Consider the following 17,172-nt stretch of genomic DNA (forward strand, 5'->3'; position numbering starts at 1 on the left):
TCCACGTGCAACAAGGAGGCTCCCCAATGATTCTTCTCGGTGTCGGACTCAGCATCGCCGTCGTCGTCTTCGTCGGCTTCATGGTGTCGAAACGAATAGCGGGCGACAGCGCCAACTTCCTTGTCGGCGGCAGGATGTTGCCGTTGATGTTGGTCGGCGGCGCGCTGATGGGCTCGGCGGTCGATACCAACGCCACCCTCGGAAACACCGACCTGGCAGCCCAATTCGGGTTCTGGGCGGGTGCCTGCCTACCGCTCGGCCTGGCACTCTGCCTGTTCTTCACGGGCCTGTTCTTCGCCAAGCCGATGAACCGGATGGGGCTGACGTCGTTCCCGGATTACTACCGCCTCAGGTTCGGTCGGGCCGTGGAGAAGGCGGCCTCGGTGATGCTGATCATCGGGTTCTGCATCCTGGTCGCAGGAAACCTGGTGGCGGGCGGCTTCCTGTTCAACTACTTTCTTGGCTTTCCGTATTGGGTGGGCACGGTGCTCATCGCCGTCCTCGCGGTCGCCTACACCGGCACCGGCGGCCTGCTGGCCGATGCATACACCGCGATCATCCAGATGGCCCTTGTGCTCATCGGCGCGGTCGGTCTGCTGATCTGGATGGCCGTCACTCACGGGCTCGCCTTCGCCGACGGAATGGGTCCGCTGGACCTCGGTCAGATGACCGATCCGGCTCAGGGCGCCACCATCAACTGGGCGACGCTGATCGCGCTCGGTATCGGCGATATCGTCGCAATCGACTTCATGCAAAGGGTTTTCGCGGCGAAGTCGCCCGAGACGGCCCGCCGGGCCTGCTTCGGCGCGGCGACCGGCGTTGTGGCGATCTGCGTACCGTTCGGTCTCGTCGTGCTCTCGGCAAAAGCATTCCTGCCCGCAGAACTGGACGGGCCGATCCTTTTCGTCCTGCTGGACCGGTACGCGCCGCTCTTCCTGACGATCATCGTGTTGTGTGGTCTGGTCGGGGCGTCCATGAGTACCGCCAACGGCGCCATCTTGGCCATCTCGAATGTCTCGGTCCGCAACCTGGGCGGTGTTCGGCGTGTGCACGTGCCGGGCCAACCGGACCCGCTGTTGCGGGCCACCCGCATCGCGATGGTTCCGATGACGCTGGTGTCGATCCTGATCGCCATCTACGTCAAGCAGACTGGAATCCTCCTGACGCTGGCCTTCGACCTTCTGTTGGCCTGCCTTGTCGTGCCGTTCATCCTCGGGCTGGTCTGGCGCAGGGGCACCGCCACCGCGGCCCTCGTGTCGATCGTCGTCGGTCTGGCCGTGCGGCTGGTGCTGTTCGTCATGACGCCGACGATGTACGGCCTGGACAACACCATCCTCTACATCCCCAACGGCGTCTTCGACGCGACGTTCGACGGCTGGCCGACGTTCATCGCGTTCGGCGCGTCATTGGTCACGTACGCGGCCATCGCACGGCTCACCCCGCCTGCGCCGATTCGCGGCCTCGACATCCGGGTCGCCGAGGATGTCGACGACGCACTCGACGAGGTGGACGACGCCCAACCGGACCTGGTCAGGATCGAGGCGGGGCAACAGTAGCCCACGGCACGGTGAGCACCCCGTCGCGCATGCGGCGGCGGGGCGGCTCGACGGGTAACCCGCTCTCGCGCAACATGTTCAGCATCGCCCGCCACCGCTCCCTCGGGCCGAACACGCCGTGACCGGCGACGCTGGCCCACCCGTGATCGGCGGCAGCCAGGAGCGTGTTGATCGGCTGACCCGAGACATTGTGGTGGATAAGGATTTTGGGTAGCCGCTCGGCGAGGTCTGACGGACGCTCGATGGCGAACGGATCGCACGCCATCGTGAGGCTCACGGGACCCTGGCTGTCGAGCAGTACCCAACCGCACCGCCTGCCGATCTCGTCGCAGGTGCCGTCGATGATCAGGCCCCCTGGCGCCAGCCGTGTCCGCATCAACGTCCACGCCTCGTCGACCGCGTCCTCCGGATACTGCCGCAGCACGTTGAACGCCCGCACCAGCACGGGCCGATGGCCGGCCAATTCGAAGCCGCCGAGCCCGAATTCGACGGCGTCGCTTCCCGCGGCGCGCGCGGCGCTGACGCGCTCCTGATCGATCTCCAGCCCGATCACGCGAACATCGAGACGAACCGTCCGCAGCCGACTCGCCAGTTCGAGCGTGGTGACGGGCAATGCGCCGTAGCCGAGATCGACGACCAGCGGGTCAGCGGCCGATTGCAGTGCGGTGCGCACCCTCGGCGAGTGCACGAGCCAGCGGTCGCAGCGGCGAAGCCGGTTGTGCCCGGTGGTGCCCCGCGTCAGCTGTCCGACCGGAGCGCCCATGGTTCGATTTTAGGTGCTCGGGCGTCATTCACACTGATCCACGCCGTGGGGCAACGGGTTTCCCGACGGATCAGGTGTGGTAGTCGAGCCACGCCGTGGTGAACCGCTGCTCGGCGATGAGCAGTTCGACCAGTTGGCTGCCGATGAAGTTCTCGATCTTGCCGCCCACGAGCGGGATGCGCACCTCGACGGTCGCGGTGAACTGCAACCGCGAACCGCTTCCCGCGGGCGCCAGCACTGCGGTGCCGGTCAGCGAGACGGGCGCGCCGGGAGTCGCACCGGTCACCGTGGCCCTCGCCGTGCCGGCGTCCACCGGACTCCACGCCTCCTGCCGCACGATCGACAGATCACCGGGATGGAACTGCGCGACCACGCCGGGTAGCCGGCCGCGGCGCAACACCTGCGTGGTGACGACGTCGATGCCGCCGCCTGCGTCCACCGTCATCGAATCCAGCGTGGCCCGATCGGCGCCGGAATCGGCCAGCCGCTCGAGCCAATAGGTCCGATCGCCGAATGCCCGGTGTACCTGTTCGACGGTGCGCTCGTACTCGGCGGCCATGTCGAATGAGCGCGGCATAGCTGGCCAGGCTACCGTTACGGGCCGTGGTCAGTTCGCGCGTACGGGGTGTACCCGTCGCCGTTGAGGTGCCGCTGGCACCGCTCACCACGCTGCGCATCGGCCCCGTCGCACGCCGGATGTTCACCTGCGAGACCACCGATCAAATCATCGCCGTCATCCAGGCGCTGAACGGCGAATCCGATGCGCGAAGCCGTCCGCTGGTGTTGGCGGGCGGCTCCAACGTCGTGCTGGGCGACGACATACCCGACCTCACCGTGGTGCGGATCGCCAACACCGGCATCCACGTCGACGGTGACATCGTGCGCGCCGAGGCGGGCGCGGTGTGGGACGACGTCGTCGTCGCCGCACTCGAAAAGGGCCTCGGTGGCCTGGAGTGTCTATCGGGCATCCCGGGCTCGGCGGGCGCGACACCCGTGCAGAACGTCGGCGCGTACGGCGCCGAGGTGTCCGACACCATCCGGCGGGTCCGGCTGCTCGACCGCGCTACCGGCGAAGACCGCTGGGTCGGCAACGCAGAACTCGGATTCGGTTATCGGACAAGCATTTTGAAGCACTCCGAGGCGACCATCGCGCTCGAGGTCGAGTTCGCCCTCGACGCGTCGGGCCGCAGCGCGCCGTTGCGCTACGGCGAACTGGCGGCGACGCTGGGCGCCGATCCGGGCACCCGCGCCGATCCCGCCGCGGTGCGAGAAGCGGTGCTGACGCTGCGTAGGCGCAAGGGCATGGTGCTCGACGAGGCCGACCACGACACCTGGAGCGTCGGGTCGTTCTTCACCAACCCGGTCGTCACCGTGGCGGACCTGGACCGGATCACGGCGCGGTCGACGGCACCGGTGCCCAACTATCCCGCGCCGGGCGGCGTGAAGCTGGCCGCGGGCTGGCTGGTCGAGAACGCCGGCTTCGCGAAGGGTTATCCCGGCCCCGATGCGCAGGCCCGGCTTTCCACCAAGCACGCACTGGCCCTGACCAACCGTGGCGCAGCCACCTCCGCTGACGTGACCGACCTGGCCAGAAGGGTGCGCGACGGGGTGAAGTCGGAATTCGGGATCGAACTCACACCTGAGCCGAGCCTGATCGGCGCTGCACTCTAGGTATCTTTGGAACACGTGAGTGCAGCTCCCGACAAGCAACCCCCGCTGCCGCTGGTGAACAGGCGGCGGGCCTTGACCGCGCTCGCGGTCGGGGTGGTCGCTCCCGGTGTGCTGGCCGCCTGCTCAGGCAAGGAGAAGGCGTCGTCGCAGGCTGCCGAGGCGCCGGCCGCGCCGTCGCTGACCTACAGCCCGGAGAACGCCGCCTCCGACGTCAACCCGACCACGCCCGTTCGCGTCGAGGTGCGCGACGGCTGGTTTCAGCGGGTCACGCTGACCAACACCGACGGCAAGGCCGTCGCCGGCGCCGTCAACCGCGAACGCACCGTCTTCACCGTGACCGAGCCGCTGGGCTACGGCATGGAGTACACCTGGGCGGGCTCGGTGGTCGGCCGCGACGGCAAGGCCGTCCCGGTGGAGGGCAAGTTCACCACCGTGAACCCGTCGACTCAGGTGAACGGCCAGTTCCAGCTGGCCGATGGGCAGGTCGTCGGCGTCGCCGCCCCGGTGATCATCCAGTTCGACGCGGCGATCGCCGACGAAAACCGGGCCACGGTGGAGAAGGCGCTCAAGGTCACCACCCAGCCGCCTGTCGAGGGCAGCTGGGCCTGGCTGCCCGACGAGGTCGGCGGCTCGCGGGCGCACTACCGCACCAAGGAGTACTACCCGGCCGGCGCGACGGTGAATGTCGACGCGAAGCTCTACGGGCTGGAGTTCGGCGACGGCGCCTACGGCGCGGAGGACATCTCCCTGAACTTCGCCATCGGTCGGCGCCAGGTCGTGAAGGCTGCGGCCCCGTCACACCGCATCCAGGTGGAGACCGACGAGGGCATCATCATGGACTTCCCGTGCAGCTACGGGGAGGGCGACCAGCCGCGCAACATCACCCGTAGCGGAGTGCACGTCGTCACCGAGAAGTACGAAGACTTCTACATGACGAACCCGGCCGCCGGCTACAGCAATGTCCACGAGCGGTTCGCGGTGCGCATCTCCAACAACGGCGAATTCATCCACTGCAACCCCAACAGCCTTGGCGCGCAAGGTAACACGAATGTCACCAACGGCTGTATCAACCTCAACCTCGAGAACGCCCAGCAGTACTTCAGCACGGCGGTCTACGGTGACCCCGTCGAGGTGACGGGCACCTCGATCGAGCTGTCCTACGCCGACGGCGATATCTGGGACTGGGCCGTCTCATGGGAGGACTGGACTGCGATGTCGGCATTGTCGTCGCAGGATCCGCCGTCCGGCATCCCGAGCTCCGCGCCCGCCACGCCGACGGGTGCACCGCAACCGGTCGACGACCGGCCGCCAGGCGGCTAGCCGAGCCGGCCCGCGCTTCCGCGAACAGCATCGATGGTCGTAGTTTTCGGGCGGGTCCAGCCCTGACTTCTCTTTCGCGGGTCGAGTCAGGCTTTCATTTGCTGATCTTGACCCGGCCGCGCGGTTCACGCGTGCGTGATCGCCTACTTCACTCGCGGCGGTTGAAGCGTGACCCGCTCGCCCCGGTGACCTGGTCGCGGGGCCGCACGACGATCAGGTCGAGGTCGACGTGCGACGGCCTGCTGGCGACGAACCCGATCACCTCGGCGATGTCCTCGGCCACCAACGGGTTGACACCCTTGTATACGGCGTCAGCGCGGTCCTGGTCGCCGTCGAAACGGCGCAGCGAGAAGTCCGTCTTGACCATGCCCGGCGCCACCTCGGTGAGCCGCACCGGTTTCCCGATCAGCTCACTGCGCAGCGTGCGGTGCAGCACGCCCTGCGCATGTTTGGCTGCGGCGTAACCCGATCCGCCGTCATAGATCTCGAGGGCCGCAATGGATGTCACAGTGACGACCAGCCCGTCGCCCGACTCGACGAGCTTCGGCAGCAGCGCCCGCGTCACGTGCAGCGTGCCCAGCACATTGGATTCCCACATCCACCGCCAGTGGTCGACGTCGGCCCCGGCCACCGTCTCCAGGCCACGGGCGCCGCCCGCGTTGTTCACCAGGACGTCGACGCGGTCCAACCCGGCGGCAAGTGCGGCCACGGCCGCCTCGTCGGACACGTCGGCGACGACCGCGCTGCCGCCCAACTCCGCGGCGAGCTGCTTGATCGGGGCCTCGCGACGCGCCACGCACACGACGTGAAAACCCTGAGCGGCAAGGGTTTTGGCGGTTGCTTCGCCTATGCCTGCGCTGGCGCCGGTGACCACCGCTACTCGGTCCGCATCGGGTTTCGTCATGCGACCAACTGTAGTTCGCGTGAGTCGAGTAGTCGGCTACTCGTGTGCGGACGCCCGCAACGGCGAAGCGTTGAGCCGTCCGCTCCACCAAACGAAGGAACACACCGATGAAGAACCACACCGTCCAGCCGGGCGAAACCCTGTTCGGCATCGCCACGCACGAGTACGGCGACGGCGACCTGTATCCGGTGATCGCCCGCATGAACAACCTGGCCAATCCCGACCTGATCCTGGTCGGGCAGGAGTTGCTTGTCCCGTTCGTCACGCGCCGTCACCTGTTCACCACCACCGACAGCACTGCCGCACGGGCGCAGATCACCCAGCATTACTACGGCACCCAGGACACCAAGATGCAGCTGATCTGGGAGGTCGCCAGCGGGGTCGCTCAGCGGCCGATCGAACCGGGCGCATGGCTGCTCATCCCGGATCTGAGCGACGTCGGCCACCACACCGTCGTCGACGGCGAGAGCTTCGCGGGCCTTGCGGCCCGCTGGTACGGCGACGACCACCTGGCCGTCGTGATCGCCTTCGCGAACGAGATGGACCCGGCCACCGAACCCGCCCCTGGCACGGTGTTGATCAGGCCGGGGATGAACTTCTCGATGAGAATCGCCGGTGACACGCTGGAGTCGGCATGCCGCTTCGTCTACGGCGACTCGGACCTGATTCCCACGTGGATGGGTGTCGTCGCAGCGGCGAACAACCTCAGCAGGCCGCACAAGCTGTTCTCCACGCAGACGGTGCATTTCCCGCGTTAGTGGCCGACGTCACTGGGCAGCGAGCTAGTTGGCTGTGCTAAGTTCACGGCGTGACCCGCAGTAGTCAGGCTCTCGGCGCACGGCGCGCATGTTGTTGTTGTCGCCGCGCAACCCGCCGCGCCTGACCGAGTCCGGACTTCCGCTGTCCTAATTGAGTCGCAGGTGTGGCACAGACCCACCAGCCGACTACGACGAGGACACGCCGTGCGCACCACCACTCTCCGCCCCGCTTCCACCCCGGCTCACACCAAGCGCGCGCTGTTGTCGCGCCACCACATAGTGGCGCCGTCGCTGTGCGTCGCCGATGCGGCTGCGGCGTCGGTGTTCAACGCGGCCCGCTCGCGGGGGCCGATCGCGCGGGACGTCATCGCCAAGGTCACCCAGCTGTCGATCGCGACGGTGAACCGTCAGGTCACGGCGCTGCTCGACGCGGGTGTGCTGCGTGAACGCGCCGACCTCGCGGTCTCGGGTGCGATCGGCAGGCCGCGGGTGCCCGTCGAGGTCGACCATGAGCCGTACCTGACGCTCGGTATCCACATCGGTGCGCGCACCACCTGCATCGTGGCCACCGACCTGTTCGGCCGCACGCTCGACGTCGTCGAGACACCGACGCCGCGCGGCTCCCAGGACGCTGCACTGGCGTCGCTGGCTGCCAGCGCGCGTCGCTACCTCAGCCGCTGGCACCGCCGTCGCCCGCTGTGGGTCGGTGTCACTGCGGGCGGTGTCGTGGACAGCGCGACCGGCTACCTCGACCACCCGCGACTTGGCTGGGCCGATGCGCCCGTCGGTTCCGTCATCGCCGAGACGCTCAGCCTTCCGGTCTCGGTCGCCTCCCACGTCGACGCGATGGCAGGCGCCGAACTGCTGTTGGGCACGCGCCGGTCGTCGCATCCGGCGACGAGCCTCTATGTGTACGCCCGCGAGACGGTGGGTTACGCGCTGTCGATCGGCGGCAAGGTCCATTCGCCCGCCAGCGGCCCGGGAACCATCGCGGCGCTGCCCACCCAATCGGATCTGCTGGGCGGCACCGGCCAGTTGGAGTCGACGGTCAGCGACGAGGCGGTGCTGATCGCCGCACGCAGGCAGCGGGTGATCCCCGCGCAAGGGCCGGCCTCCACCATGACGGCCGTGTTGCGGGCGGCGAGGCAGGGCAACGAACAGGCGCGCGGCCTGCTCAGCGAGCGCGCGCGAGTGCTTGGTGAGGCCGTTGCGCTGTTGCGCGACATGCTCAATCCGGACGATCTGGTCGTCGGCGGTCAGGCGTTCACCGAGTACCCGGAGGGCATGACCCCCGTCGAGGAGGCCTACCGTGCGCGCTCGGTGCTGCCCGCGCGTGACATCCGGGTGACGTCGTTCGGCAACCGGGTCCAGGAGGCGGGCGCGGGTGTGGTGTCGCTCGGCGGCATCTACGCCGACCCGATCGGTGCAATGCGGCGCGCACTTGCGCGTCGGCCGGAAGCGACCGCTTGAATCTCCGCGAAATTGCATTCCAGCAGGCGCCGACTCGACATTTGCCTGCCTGGATGCAGTCTCGCGGCAGATGCTCGGCGGCCTGGCCCTGCGGTGGCGGTGTAGACATGTCTGTGTGCGCCTAGCGACGGAAGTTGTTTCGCCCCGCAGGGTGGCCGTGTTGTCGGTGCACACCTCCCCGCTGGCCCAGCCGGGCACCGGCGATGCCGGCGGCATGAACGTCTACGTGCTGCAGAGCGCGCTGCAGATGGCCCGTCGCGGCGTCGAGGTGGAGATCTTCACGAGGGCGACGTCATCCGCCGACCCGCCGACGGTGCGGGTGGCGCCCGGCGTGCTGGTGCGCAACGTCGTCGCCGGACCGTTCGAGGGGCTGGACAAATACGACCTGCCCACCCAGCTGTGTGCGTTCACCGCAGGCGTGCTGCGTGCCGAGGCCACCCACGAGCCCGGCTACTACGACATCGTGCATTCGCATTACTGGCTGTCGGGTCAGGTCGGCTGGCTGGCGCGCGATCGGTGGGCGGTGCCGCTGGTGCACACCGCGCACACCCTCGCCGCGGTCAAGAACGCCGCCCTCCCCGACGGCGACGCACCCGAGCCTCCGTTGCGCGCGGTCGGTGAGCAACAGGTGGTCGACGAGGCGGACCGCTTGATCGTCAACACCGAACACGAAGCGCAGCAACTAGTTTCACTGAATCACGCCGATCCCGAGCGCATCGACGTCGTGCATCCGGGCGTCGACCTGGAGACGTTCACTCCCGGGGAAAAGCGTGGGGCGCGTCACGTGCTCGGCGTCTCCGAGACCGAGCGCGTTGTGGCGTTCGTCGGCCGCATACAGCCGCTCAAGGCGCCCGACGTGCTGCTGCGCGCGGCCGCCAAGCTGCCCGACGTCCGGGTGTTGGTGGCCGGCGGCCCTTCGGGGAGCGGGTTGGCCGCACCCGATGGACTTGTTCGGCTCGCCGACGAATTGGGTATCGCCGATCGGGTGACGTTCCTTCCTCCGCAGTCGCGCGATGAACTCGTCAGCGTCTACCGCGCCGCCGACGTCGTCGCGGTGCCCAGCTACTCCGAATCGTTCGGCCTCGTCGCCGTCGAGGCCCAGGCCTGTGGCACCCCGGTGGTGGCCGCCGCGGTCGGCGGGTTGCCCGTCGCGGTCCGCGACGGTGTCAGCGGCGCACTGGTCGACGGCCACGATTCCGACGACTGGGCGCAGGCGATTGCAGGCGTGTTCGACCGCGGCCCGGAAACGATGCGGCGCGCGGCCGTCGAGCACGCCGCCACGTTCTCGTGGGCGCACACCGTAGACGGGCTGCTGGCCAGTTACGGGCACGCGATCAGCGACTACCGCGCGCGTCACCAGCGCAGCGTCGGCCGCCGCACCGGGCGCCGGTTCTCGATGCGGCGCGGAGTTCGCGCATGAGCGAGACGCGCGCGAGTGAGGACCGCTGGGCCCACGCCCGCAGGGCAGGGGACGAGGCACGAGCGAGGACCGGTGGGCCCACGCCCGCAGGGCAGGGGACGAGCGGGAAGTCGAGCAAATGAGCAGCGTCCAACAGGTGATCGAGGACGCCTGCAGGGAGAACGACCTCGTCTGCACGCGTCACGAGGGCGCGCACGGCGGGCTGCCGGGGATCATCGTCGAACTGCCAGGTGAGCGGCGGCTGAAGACGAACACGATCCTGTCCATCGGTGAGCATTCGGTGCGCGTCGAGGCCTTCGTCTGCCGTAAGCCCGACGAGAACCACGAGGGTGTCTACCGGTTCCTGCTCAAGCGCAACCGCCGGTTGTACGGGGTGGCCTACACCATCGACAACGTCGGGGACATCTACCTGGTGGGCCGGATGGCGCGGCACTCCGTCACCCCCGAGGAGATCGACCGCGTGCTCGGCCAGGTGCTCGAGGCCGTCGACAGCGACTTTAACACCTTGCTTGAGTTGGGTTTTCGCACATCCATCCAGAAAGAATGGGAGTGGCGGGTGTCGCGCGGCGAGTCGCTGAAGAACCTCCAGGCGTTCCAGCACCTGATCGACGACGACGACTGATTTCCCCACTAGGGATAGTCTCTTCGCCATGGGAGATTCCACGCTGATCCTGCTGCGCCACGGCGAAAGCGAGTGGAACGCGCTGAACCTGTTCACCGGCTGGGTCGACGTCGACCTCACCGAAAAGGGCAGGGCGGAGGCCGTAAGGGCGGGCGAGCTCATGAAGGAACTGGAGCGTCAGCCCGACGTCCTGTACACCTCGCTGCTGCGGCGTGCGATCACCACTGCGAATCTGGCGCTGGACAAAGCCGACCGGCACTGGATCCCGGTGCACCGCGACTGGCGGCTCAACGAGCGCCATTACGGGGCATTGCAGGGCCTGAACAAGGCCGAAACCAAGGAGAAGTACGGCGAAGAGCGGTTCATGGCCTGGCGGCGCAGCTATGACACGCCGCCCCCGCCGATCGAACCGGGCAACGAGTACAGCCAGGACGGCGATCCGCGCTACGCCGACATCGCGGGCGGCCCGCCGCGCACCGAATGCCTCAAAGACGTCGTGGAGCGGTTCGTGCCCTACTTCACCGAGACGATCGTGCCCGACCTCAGGGCCGGCAGGACGGTGTTGATCGCCGCGCACGGTAACTCGCTGCGGGCGCTGGTGAAGCACCTCGACAAGATGTCCGACGAGGACGTCGTCGGCCTGAACATCCCAACCGGCATCCCGCTGCGCTACGACCTCGACGGCGACCTTCAGCCGACGGTCGTCGGCGGCACGTACCTGGATCCGGAGGCGGCCGCTGCCGGCGCCGCCGCCGTCGCGAGCCAGGGTGCGAAATAACCCGGCAAAGGGCTTTCCCGGGCAAACGCTGGGTGAACGGGAACCGAACACCTGCACCAGCGTGTGTGACATGTCCCGTTTTGGCCGCACGCTGCTGGGATGACGTTCACCAGTTTCGTACCATTTGCTCGTGAGTGTGCTATCCGCACTGCTGCTGATGGCAGGCGTGGCACTGCTCGCGCTGGCGATCGGTGCGGTTGTCGGAATGCGTCTGGTTCCGAAGCTGACGGAGCACAGACAGCGGCGGGCAGTGGAGGAGTCGGGCATCACCGTCTCCCAGATGCTCGCCCACATCGTGTCGCAATCGCCGGTTGGCATCGTGGTGGTCGACACCTACCGTGACGTCGTCTACACCAACGACCGAGCCCGCGAGCTGGGCCTGGTGCGTGACCGCCTGCTCGACGACCGCGCCTGGCTAGCGGCGCAGCGCACCCTGACCACCGGCGACGACGTCGAGGTCGATCTCTCCCCGCGCAGGCGGGCGCAGCCCGGTCGGTCCGGCCTGTCTATTCGAGGCCACGTCCGGTTGCTGACCGAGGACGACCGACGGTTCGCCGTCGTCTACGTCGACGACCAGTCCGAGCACGCGCGCATGGAAGCCACCCGACGTGACTTCGTCGCCAACGTCAGCCACGAGCTGAAGACGCCCGTCGGGGCGATGGGTGTGCTCGCCGAAGCGCTGCTCGCCTCCGCCGACGAACCGGATACCGTCCGAAGATTCGCCGACAAGATGGTCATCGAGTCCAAGCGGCTGGCCGACATGGTCGGCGAACTCATCGAGTTGTCCAGGCTGCAGGGCGCAGAACCACTGCCCGACCTCGAAGCCGTCGACGTCGACACAGTTGTCGCCGAGGCGCTTTCGCGATACAAGGTGGCCGCCGACAACGCCGAGATCGCCATCACCACCGACGCGCCGACCGGCTACAAAGTGCTCGGCGACCAACCCTTGCTGGCCACTGCGTTGGCCAACCTGGTCTCAAACGCAATCGCCTACTCGCCCAAGGGAACTCCGGTTTCGATCAGCCGTAGGCGCCGAGGCGACAACGTCGAGATCGCTGTCACCGATCGGGGAATCGGCATCGCCCCCGCCGATCAGGAGCGGGTGTTCGAGCGGTTCTTCCGTGTCGACAAAGCCAGATCACGGGCAACCGGAGGCACCGGCCTCGGGCTTGCGATCGTCAAACATGTTGCAGCCAATCACAACGGCTCCATCCGGCTGTGGAGTCAGCCCGGTACGGGATCGACATTCACCTTGTCGATTCCGGCCTATCCGGACCGCGTCAGCGAGTCCGACGAACGAGAGGAACCAGAACGGCCATGACCAATGTATTGATCGTCGAGGACGAGGAGTCCCTGGCCGATCCTCTGGCTTTCCTGCTGCGCAAGGAGGGCTTCGAGGCCACCGTGGTGACCGACGGGCCTTCTGCGCTTGCCGAATTCGAGCGCGCCGGCGCGGACATCGTGCTGCTCGACCTGATGCTGCCGGGGATGAGCGGGACCGACGTGTGCAAGCAGCTGCGGTCGCGCTCCAGCGTCCCGGTGATCATGGTGACCGCACGGGACAGTGAGATCGACAAGGTCGTCGGGCTGGAACTCGGCGCCGACGACTACGTCACCAAGCCGTATTCGGCGCGCGAGCTGATCGCACGCATCAGGGCGGTTTTGCGCCGCGGCGCCGACCCCGACGACTCCGCCATAGCCGACGGCGTACTGGAGGCGGGACCGGTGCGGATGGACGTCGAACGCCATGTCGTGTCGGTCAACGGCGAGGCGATCACGTTGCCGCTCAAGGAGTTCGACCTGCTCGAGTACCTGATGCGCAACAGTGGGCGCGTGCTCACCCGCGGACAGCTCATCGACCGGGTGTGGGGTGCCGACTACGTCGGCGACACCAAGACGCTGGATGTCCATGTCAAGCGGTTGCGCAGCAAGATCGAGGCCGACCCGGCCAACCCGGTGCACCTGGTGACGGTGCGCGGGCTGGGTTACAAGCTGGAAGGCTAATCGCTCGACTCGGCCAGCCGGGTGGCGGGGTGCACGGCTATCAGCCCTAAACCACTGCGGCGCTTACACATCGCCGCCAACTCGGCGTAAGCCTTCTCGCCGAGCAGTTCTTTGAGTTCTGGCTCGTAAGACTGCCATACCTGCTTCTGGCCGACGTGCACGTTCGGGTCGCCGGTGCAGTACCAGTGCAGGTCTGCGCCGCCCTCGCCCCAACCCCGCCGGTCGTATTCGGTGATCCACGTCTTGAGGATCTCGGTGCCGTCCGCCAGGGTCACCCACTCCTGGGTGCGCCGGATCGGCAACTGCCAGCACACGTCGGGCTTCATCGTCAGGGGTTCGACACCGATCTTGAGTGCCTTGCTGTGCAACGCGCAGCCGATGCCGCCCTCAAAGCCGGGCCGGTTGAGGAAAATACAAGCGCCCTTGTACTTTCGGGTGCGCAGGTTGGGCTTGTCCTCGAACTCGTCCATTTCGAGGTAGCCCTTGCGGCCGAGGCCCTTGTCCCGGAACTGCCAGTCCTCGTCGGTCAGCGTCTTCACCGCGCGGTCGAGGCGCTTGCGGTCGTCCTTGTCGGAGATGAACGCGCCGTGGCTGCAGCAGCCGTCGTCGGGCCTGCCCTCGACGGTGCCCTTGCACGCGGGGGTGCCGAAAACGCACGTCCAGTGCGACAGCAGCCACGTCATGTCGGCGGCGATCATGTGCTCGGGATTATCGGGGTCGTAGAACTCCACCCACTCGCGGGCGAAATCCAGCTCAACCTCGCCGGGATGTTCTGACGTCACGGGAATCAACGCTAGCGCTCGAACCCGCAGAACGCTAAGTAGCCACGGCGGTCGGGACGTGAACATCTCGATGATCATGATTGCGGCGGCGACCTGTGAAATCTCGTGCCCTCACGCCACACCGCGATGCGATCACGAAGTTCACTCGCCGAACGGTTAGGTTGAGTGCGTGCGGCTGGGTGTGCTCGACGTGGGCAGTAACACCGTCCACCTGTTGGTGGTGGACGCGCGCCGCGGCGGCCATCCGACGCCGATGAGTTCCACCAAGGCATCGCTGCGGCTGGCCGAGGCCATGGATTCGTCGGGGAAACTGACCCGCAAGGGTGCCGACAAACTGATCGACACCATCGACGAGTTCGCGAAGATCGCCGCGAGTTCGGGCTGTGTGGAGTTGATGGCCTTCGCCACCTCCGCGGTACGCGATGCGAAGAACTCCGAGGACGTGCTGGCCCGCGTGCTGGCGGAGACCGGGGTAGCGCTGCAGGTGCTCAGCGGGGTCGACGAATCCCGTCTCACGTTTCTCGCGGTGCGCCGTTGGTACGGCTGGAGCGCCGGCCGGATCATCAACATCGACATCGGCGGCGGTTCGCTGGAATTGTCGAACGGGGTCGACGAGGAGCCGGAGGTGGCGTTGTCGCTGCCTTTCGGCGCGGGTCGGCTGACCAGGGAGTGGCTGCCCGACGATCCGCCCGGCCGTAGGCGGGTGGGGATGCTGCGCGACTGGCTGGCCACCGAGCTGGCCGACGCGGGCGCCGAGATGCTCAAGGCGGGCGCCCCCGACCTCGCGGTCGCCACATCGAAGACCTTCCGGTCGCTTGCGCGGCTCACCGGGGCGGCGCCTTCCGGTGAGGGACCGCGCGTGAAGAGGACACTGACAGCTACCGGCCTTAGGCAGCTCATAGCTTTCATCTCTAGGATGACCGCGGCTGACCGAGCAGAGTTGGAAGGGGTGAGTGCCGAACGGGCGCCACAGATCGTGGCAGGAGCTTTGATTGCGGAGGCGAGCATGCGAGCCCTGGCGATAGATTCCGTGGACATCTGCCCGTGGGCGTTGCGGGAGGGCCTCATTCTGCGGAAACTCGACAGTGAAGCCGACGGAACCGCACTGGTGGAGACATCCGTACGCGATGCCGACCGACCCGCCGCCAAACCCAGAGGCAACAGACGATGACAGGACCAGAAGAGAGCCACAGCAACACCCGACCGATTTCGGTCGCCGAGTTGCTGGCAAAGAACGGGACCATCGGCGCACCGCCCGTCGGCGGCAGACGCCGTCGCCGCCGCGGCAACTCCGACTCGGTCAGCGTCGCCGAGCTGACCGGTGAGATCCCGATCGTCACTGCAGATACCCCCCGCGGCGCCGCCGATCCCGCCACCGACCAGCTCGAAGAGGTCCGCGACGACTACACCGGGCCGCTGCCGGCCAACGGCGCAGACAGGTACACCGACGAGGTCGAAGAAGTCGAGCAGATCGAAGACCTCCAGGGCAGCCACGACGCGTATGACATTCACGACGACTACGACGTGCATGACGCGCCGGTCGCCGCCGTTCCGCTGACCGACGAGGAAGCCGACTACGCTGCGCACCTCGAGGAGCGCGAAGCGGCGCCCTTGTTCTTCGAGCCGCCTGCCCGCAGGCCGCAGTACGGCCTCGGGCCCAAGCGCTATCCCGGTGGCGTCGGCGCCGAGGAGATGAGCCCGGATCCGCTGGACGTCGACGACGACGATGTCAGCGACTCCGATTCCGCCGATATGACCAGGCCATCGATGGCCGCCGCCACCGCACCGGACACCGACGCCGACGAGCTGCCGTCGTATCTACGGTCCTCTGGCGGCACGCTGTTCGGCGGCGACTCGGTCGCCGACGACCTGGCGCGGCGCAACCGCTCGAACCTCGATGACCTCGAGTTCGGCGAGGTGGAACACGACGACGATGTGGACGCCGACGACGTCGCGGACGTGTCGGCGATGTCGTCGATCGCCCACGGCGCCCTTGTCGTCGGCCAGTGCATCCTCGCGGTGCTCTTCGGTGCGGGCCTGTTCATCGGCTTCGATCAGCTGTGGAAGTGGAACAACATCGTCGCGTTGGTGCTGTCGGTGCTGGTCATTCTCGGCCTCGTGGTCGGCGTGCGGGTGGTGCGCAAGACCGAGGACATCGGCAGCACGCTGATAGCGGTCGCGGTCGGCGCGCTGGTCACGCTCGGGCCGCTTGCGCTGCTGCAATCGGGATAGCCGCAAGCCGACAAGTGCGCCCCGCCATCCAGGTCGGTCTCTCGACGGCCTCGGTCTATCCGTTGAGGACCGAGGCCGCTTTCGAGTACGCGGCCAAGCTCGGCTACGACGGTGTCGAGCTGATGGTGTGGGCCGAAACGGTCAGCCAGGACATTGACGCCATCGAGGCGATGTCGGCGAAGTATTCGATGCCGGTCCTGTCGGTGCATGCGCCGTGCCTGCTGATCTCGCAGCGGGTGTGGGGAGCCAACCCGATCACCAAGCTGGAGCGCAGTGTGCGCGCCGCTGAGCAGTTGGGCGCGCAGACGGTCGTGGTGCACCCGCCGTTCCGCTGGCAGCGCCGCTACGCCGAGGGATTCTCCGAGCAGGTCGCCGAGCTCGAGGCGGGCAGCGACGTGATGGTGGCGGTGGAGAACATGTTTCCGTTCCGCGCCGACCGGTTCTTCGGCGCGGGCCAGACGTCCATCGAGCGGATGCGCAAGCGCGGGGGTAAGCCGGGACCGGGCATCTCGGCGTTCGCGCCGTCCTACGACCCGCTGGACGGTGATCACGCCCACTACACGCTGGACCTGTCGCACACCGCGACGGCGGGCACCGACGCTGTCGACATGGCCCGCCAGATGGGCATCGATGGTCCCGACGGGCTGGTGCATCTGCATCTGTGCGACGGCAGCGGCGCGTCGGCCGACGAACATCTGGTGCCGGGCCGCGGCACCCAGCCGACGGTCGAAGTCTGCGAAATGCTTGCGGGAAGCGATTTCTCCGGCCATGTGATCCTGGAGATCACCACCTCGGGCGCGCGGACCGCCGCCGAACGCGAGGGCCTGCTCACCGAATCGCTTCAGTTCGCCCGCAAGCACCTGCTGCGCTGACCAGCGCGCTGACAAACGAA

17 protein-coding genes are annotated in these 17,172 nt (G+C 67.5%); 13 read left to right on the forward strand and 4 right to left on the reverse strand.

The window, feature by feature from the left end; all coding sequences use genetic code 11:
- Positions 1-26: 26 nt before the first annotated feature.
- Positions 27-1,556 (forward strand): sodium:solute symporter family protein, encoded by a 1,530-nt coding sequence (locus C6A82_RS02760; RefSeq protein ID WP_105346420.1) that lies wholly within the window; start codon positions 27-29, stop codon positions 1,554-1,556.
- On the opposite strand, the gene C6A82_RS02765 is transcribed toward C6A82_RS02760, so the two are convergent.
- Together C6A82_RS02765 and C6A82_RS02770 are read right to left on the reverse strand one after the other, a co-directional pair.
- The gene (locus tag C6A82_RS02765; protein WP_105346422.1) at positions 1,531-2,319 is read right to left on the reverse strand and encodes an SAM-dependent methyltransferase; all 789 of its coding nucleotides are present in this window, start codon (positions 2,317-2,319) and stop codon (positions 1,531-1,533) included. The genes C6A82_RS02760 and C6A82_RS02765 overlap by 26 nt on opposite strands.
- Positions 2,320-2,389: 70 nt before the next feature.
- On the reverse strand, positions 2,390-2,896 hold the full coding sequence (locus C6A82_RS02770) for a DUF2505 domain-containing protein (RefSeq protein WP_105346424.1): 507 nt from the start codon (positions 2,894-2,896) through the stop codon (positions 2,390-2,392).
- A gap of 26 nt (positions 2,897-2,922) precedes the next feature.
- Between C6A82_RS02770 and C6A82_RS02775 the strand changes: the two genes are divergently transcribed.
- Both C6A82_RS02775 and C6A82_RS02780 read left to right on the forward strand, forming a co-directional pair.
- Positions 2,923-3,990: a UDP-N-acetylmuramate dehydrogenase gene (locus C6A82_RS02775; protein ID WP_105346425.1), complete on the forward strand. Its 1,068-nt coding sequence runs from the start codon at positions 2,923-2,925 to the stop codon at positions 3,988-3,990.
- A 15-nt stretch (positions 3,991-4,005) separates the two neighbouring features.
- Positions 4,006-5,310: an Ig-like domain-containing protein gene (locus C6A82_RS02780; RefSeq protein WP_105346427.1), complete on the forward strand. Its 1,305-nt coding sequence runs from the start codon at positions 4,006-4,008 to the stop codon at positions 5,308-5,310.
- Between the two features lie 148 nt (positions 5,311-5,458).
- Here the strand turns inward: C6A82_RS02780 and C6A82_RS02785 are convergent, their stop codons facing one another.
- Positions 5,459-6,214: an SDR family oxidoreductase gene (locus C6A82_RS02785; protein ID WP_105346428.1), complete on the reverse strand. Its 756-nt coding sequence runs from the start codon at positions 6,212-6,214 to the stop codon at positions 5,459-5,461.
- 107 nt (positions 6,215-6,321) lie between these two features.
- Between C6A82_RS02785 and C6A82_RS02790 the strand changes: the two genes are divergently transcribed.
- From C6A82_RS02790 to regX, 7 genes are all read left to right on the forward strand, one after another.
- Positions 6,322-6,972 (forward strand): LysM peptidoglycan-binding domain-containing protein, encoded by a 651-nt coding sequence (locus C6A82_RS02790; protein ID WP_105346430.1) that lies wholly within the window; start codon positions 6,322-6,324, stop codon positions 6,970-6,972.
- A 204-nt stretch (positions 6,973-7,176) separates the two neighbouring features.
- Complete coding sequence (locus C6A82_RS02795) at positions 7,177-8,442, forward strand: ROK family protein (RefSeq protein WP_311101636.1); 1,266 nt, start codon at positions 7,177-7,179, stop codon at positions 8,440-8,442.
- A 115-nt stretch (positions 8,443-8,557) separates the two neighbouring features.
- Entirely contained in the window at positions 8,558-9,862 is a 1,305-nt protein-coding gene (gene mshA, locus C6A82_RS02800) for a D-inositol-3-phosphate glycosyltransferase (protein WP_311101638.1), read from the forward strand.
- Between the two features lie 118 nt (positions 9,863-9,980).
- Positions 9,981-10,484 (forward strand): YbjN domain-containing protein, encoded by a 504-nt coding sequence (locus C6A82_RS02805; protein WP_105343149.1) that lies wholly within the window; start codon positions 9,981-9,983, stop codon positions 10,482-10,484.
- A 28-nt stretch (positions 10,485-10,512) separates the two neighbouring features.
- Positions 10,513-11,262 (forward strand): phosphoglyceromutase, encoded by a 750-nt coding sequence (locus tag C6A82_RS02810; RefSeq protein ID WP_105343151.1) that lies wholly within the window; start codon positions 10,513-10,515, stop codon positions 11,260-11,262.
- Between the two features lie 130 nt (positions 11,263-11,392).
- Positions 11,393-12,583, forward strand: coding sequence for a cell wall metabolism sensor histidine kinase WalK (locus C6A82_RS02815; RefSeq protein ID WP_105343152.1), 1,191 nt, complete (start codon positions 11,393-11,395; stop codon positions 12,581-12,583).
- Positions 12,580-13,266, forward strand: coding sequence for a two-component sensory transduction protein RegX (regX, locus tag C6A82_RS02820; protein ID WP_105343154.1), 687 nt, complete (start codon positions 12,580-12,582; stop codon positions 13,264-13,266). Before C6A82_RS02815 ends, regX begins: the two co-directional genes overlap by 4 nt.
- Here regX and C6A82_RS02825 read toward each other — a convergent pair.
- Positions 13,263-14,048, reverse strand: coding sequence for a hypothetical protein (locus C6A82_RS02825; protein WP_105343166.1), 786 nt, complete (start codon positions 14,046-14,048; stop codon positions 13,263-13,265). The two genes, regX and C6A82_RS02825, sit on opposite strands and share 4 nt — an antisense overlap.
- A 169-nt stretch (positions 14,049-14,217) precedes the next feature.
- Here C6A82_RS02825 and C6A82_RS02830 point away from each other — a divergent pair, with 169 nt between their 5' ends.
- From C6A82_RS02830 to C6A82_RS02840, 3 genes are read left to right on the forward strand one after another with little or no spacing between them, the layout of a single operon-like run.
- On the forward strand, positions 14,218-15,219 hold the full coding sequence (locus C6A82_RS02830) for a Ppx/GppA phosphatase family protein (protein ID WP_199193651.1): 1,002 nt from the start codon (positions 14,218-14,220) through the stop codon (positions 15,217-15,219).
- Complete coding sequence (locus C6A82_RS02835) at positions 15,216-16,280, forward strand: hypothetical protein (RefSeq protein WP_105343156.1); 1,065 nt, start codon at positions 15,216-15,218, stop codon at positions 16,278-16,280. The genes C6A82_RS02830 and C6A82_RS02835 overlap by 4 nt, the downstream gene beginning before the upstream one ends.
- Positions 16,281-16,294: 14 nt before the next feature.
- Positions 16,295-17,152: a sugar phosphate isomerase/epimerase gene (locus tag C6A82_RS02840; RefSeq protein ID WP_105343157.1), complete on the forward strand. Its 858-nt coding sequence runs from the start codon at positions 16,295-16,297 to the stop codon at positions 17,150-17,152.
- The last annotated feature ends 20 nt before the right edge of the window (positions 17,153-17,172 follow it).

Source organism: Mycobacterium sp. ITM-2016-00318 (assembly GCF_002968285.2).
Classification (GTDB): domain Bacteria; phylum Actinomycetota; class Actinomycetes; order Mycobacteriales; family Mycobacteriaceae; genus Mycobacterium.

Bases quoted from the DNA above. Each gene is read 5' to 3' on its own strand.
- C6A82_RS02760 (WP_105346420.1), top strand. From the start codon at position 27: ATGATTCTTCTCGGTGTCGGACTCAGCATCGCCGTCGTCGTCTTCGTC.
- C6A82_RS02835 (WP_105343156.1), top strand. From the start codon at position 15,216: ATGACAGGACCAGAAGAGAGCCACAGCAACACCCGACCGATTTCGGTC.
- C6A82_RS02770 (WP_105346424.1), bottom strand. From the start codon at position 2,896: ATGCCGCGCTCATTCGACATGGCCGCCGAGTACGAGCGCACCGTCGAA.
- C6A82_RS02810 (WP_105343151.1), top strand. From the start codon at position 10,513: ATGGGAGATTCCACGCTGATCCTGCTGCGCCACGGCGAAAGCGAGTGG.
- C6A82_RS02805 (WP_105343149.1), top strand. From the start codon at position 9,981: ATGAGCAGCGTCCAACAGGTGATCGAGGACGCCTGCAGGGAGAACGAC.
- C6A82_RS02790 (WP_105346430.1), top strand. From the start codon at position 6,322: ATGAAGAACCACACCGTCCAGCCGGGCGAAACCCTGTTCGGCATCGCC.
- C6A82_RS02765 (WP_105346422.1), bottom strand. From the start codon at position 2,319: ATGGGCGCTCCGGTCGGACAGCTGACGCGGGGCACCACCGGGCACAAC.
- C6A82_RS02785 (WP_105346428.1), bottom strand. From the start codon at position 6,214: ATGACGAAACCCGATGCGGACCGAGTAGCGGTGGTCACCGGCGCCAGC.
- regX (WP_105343154.1), top strand. From the start codon at position 12,580: ATGACCAATGTATTGATCGTCGAGGACGAGGAGTCCCTGGCCGATCCT.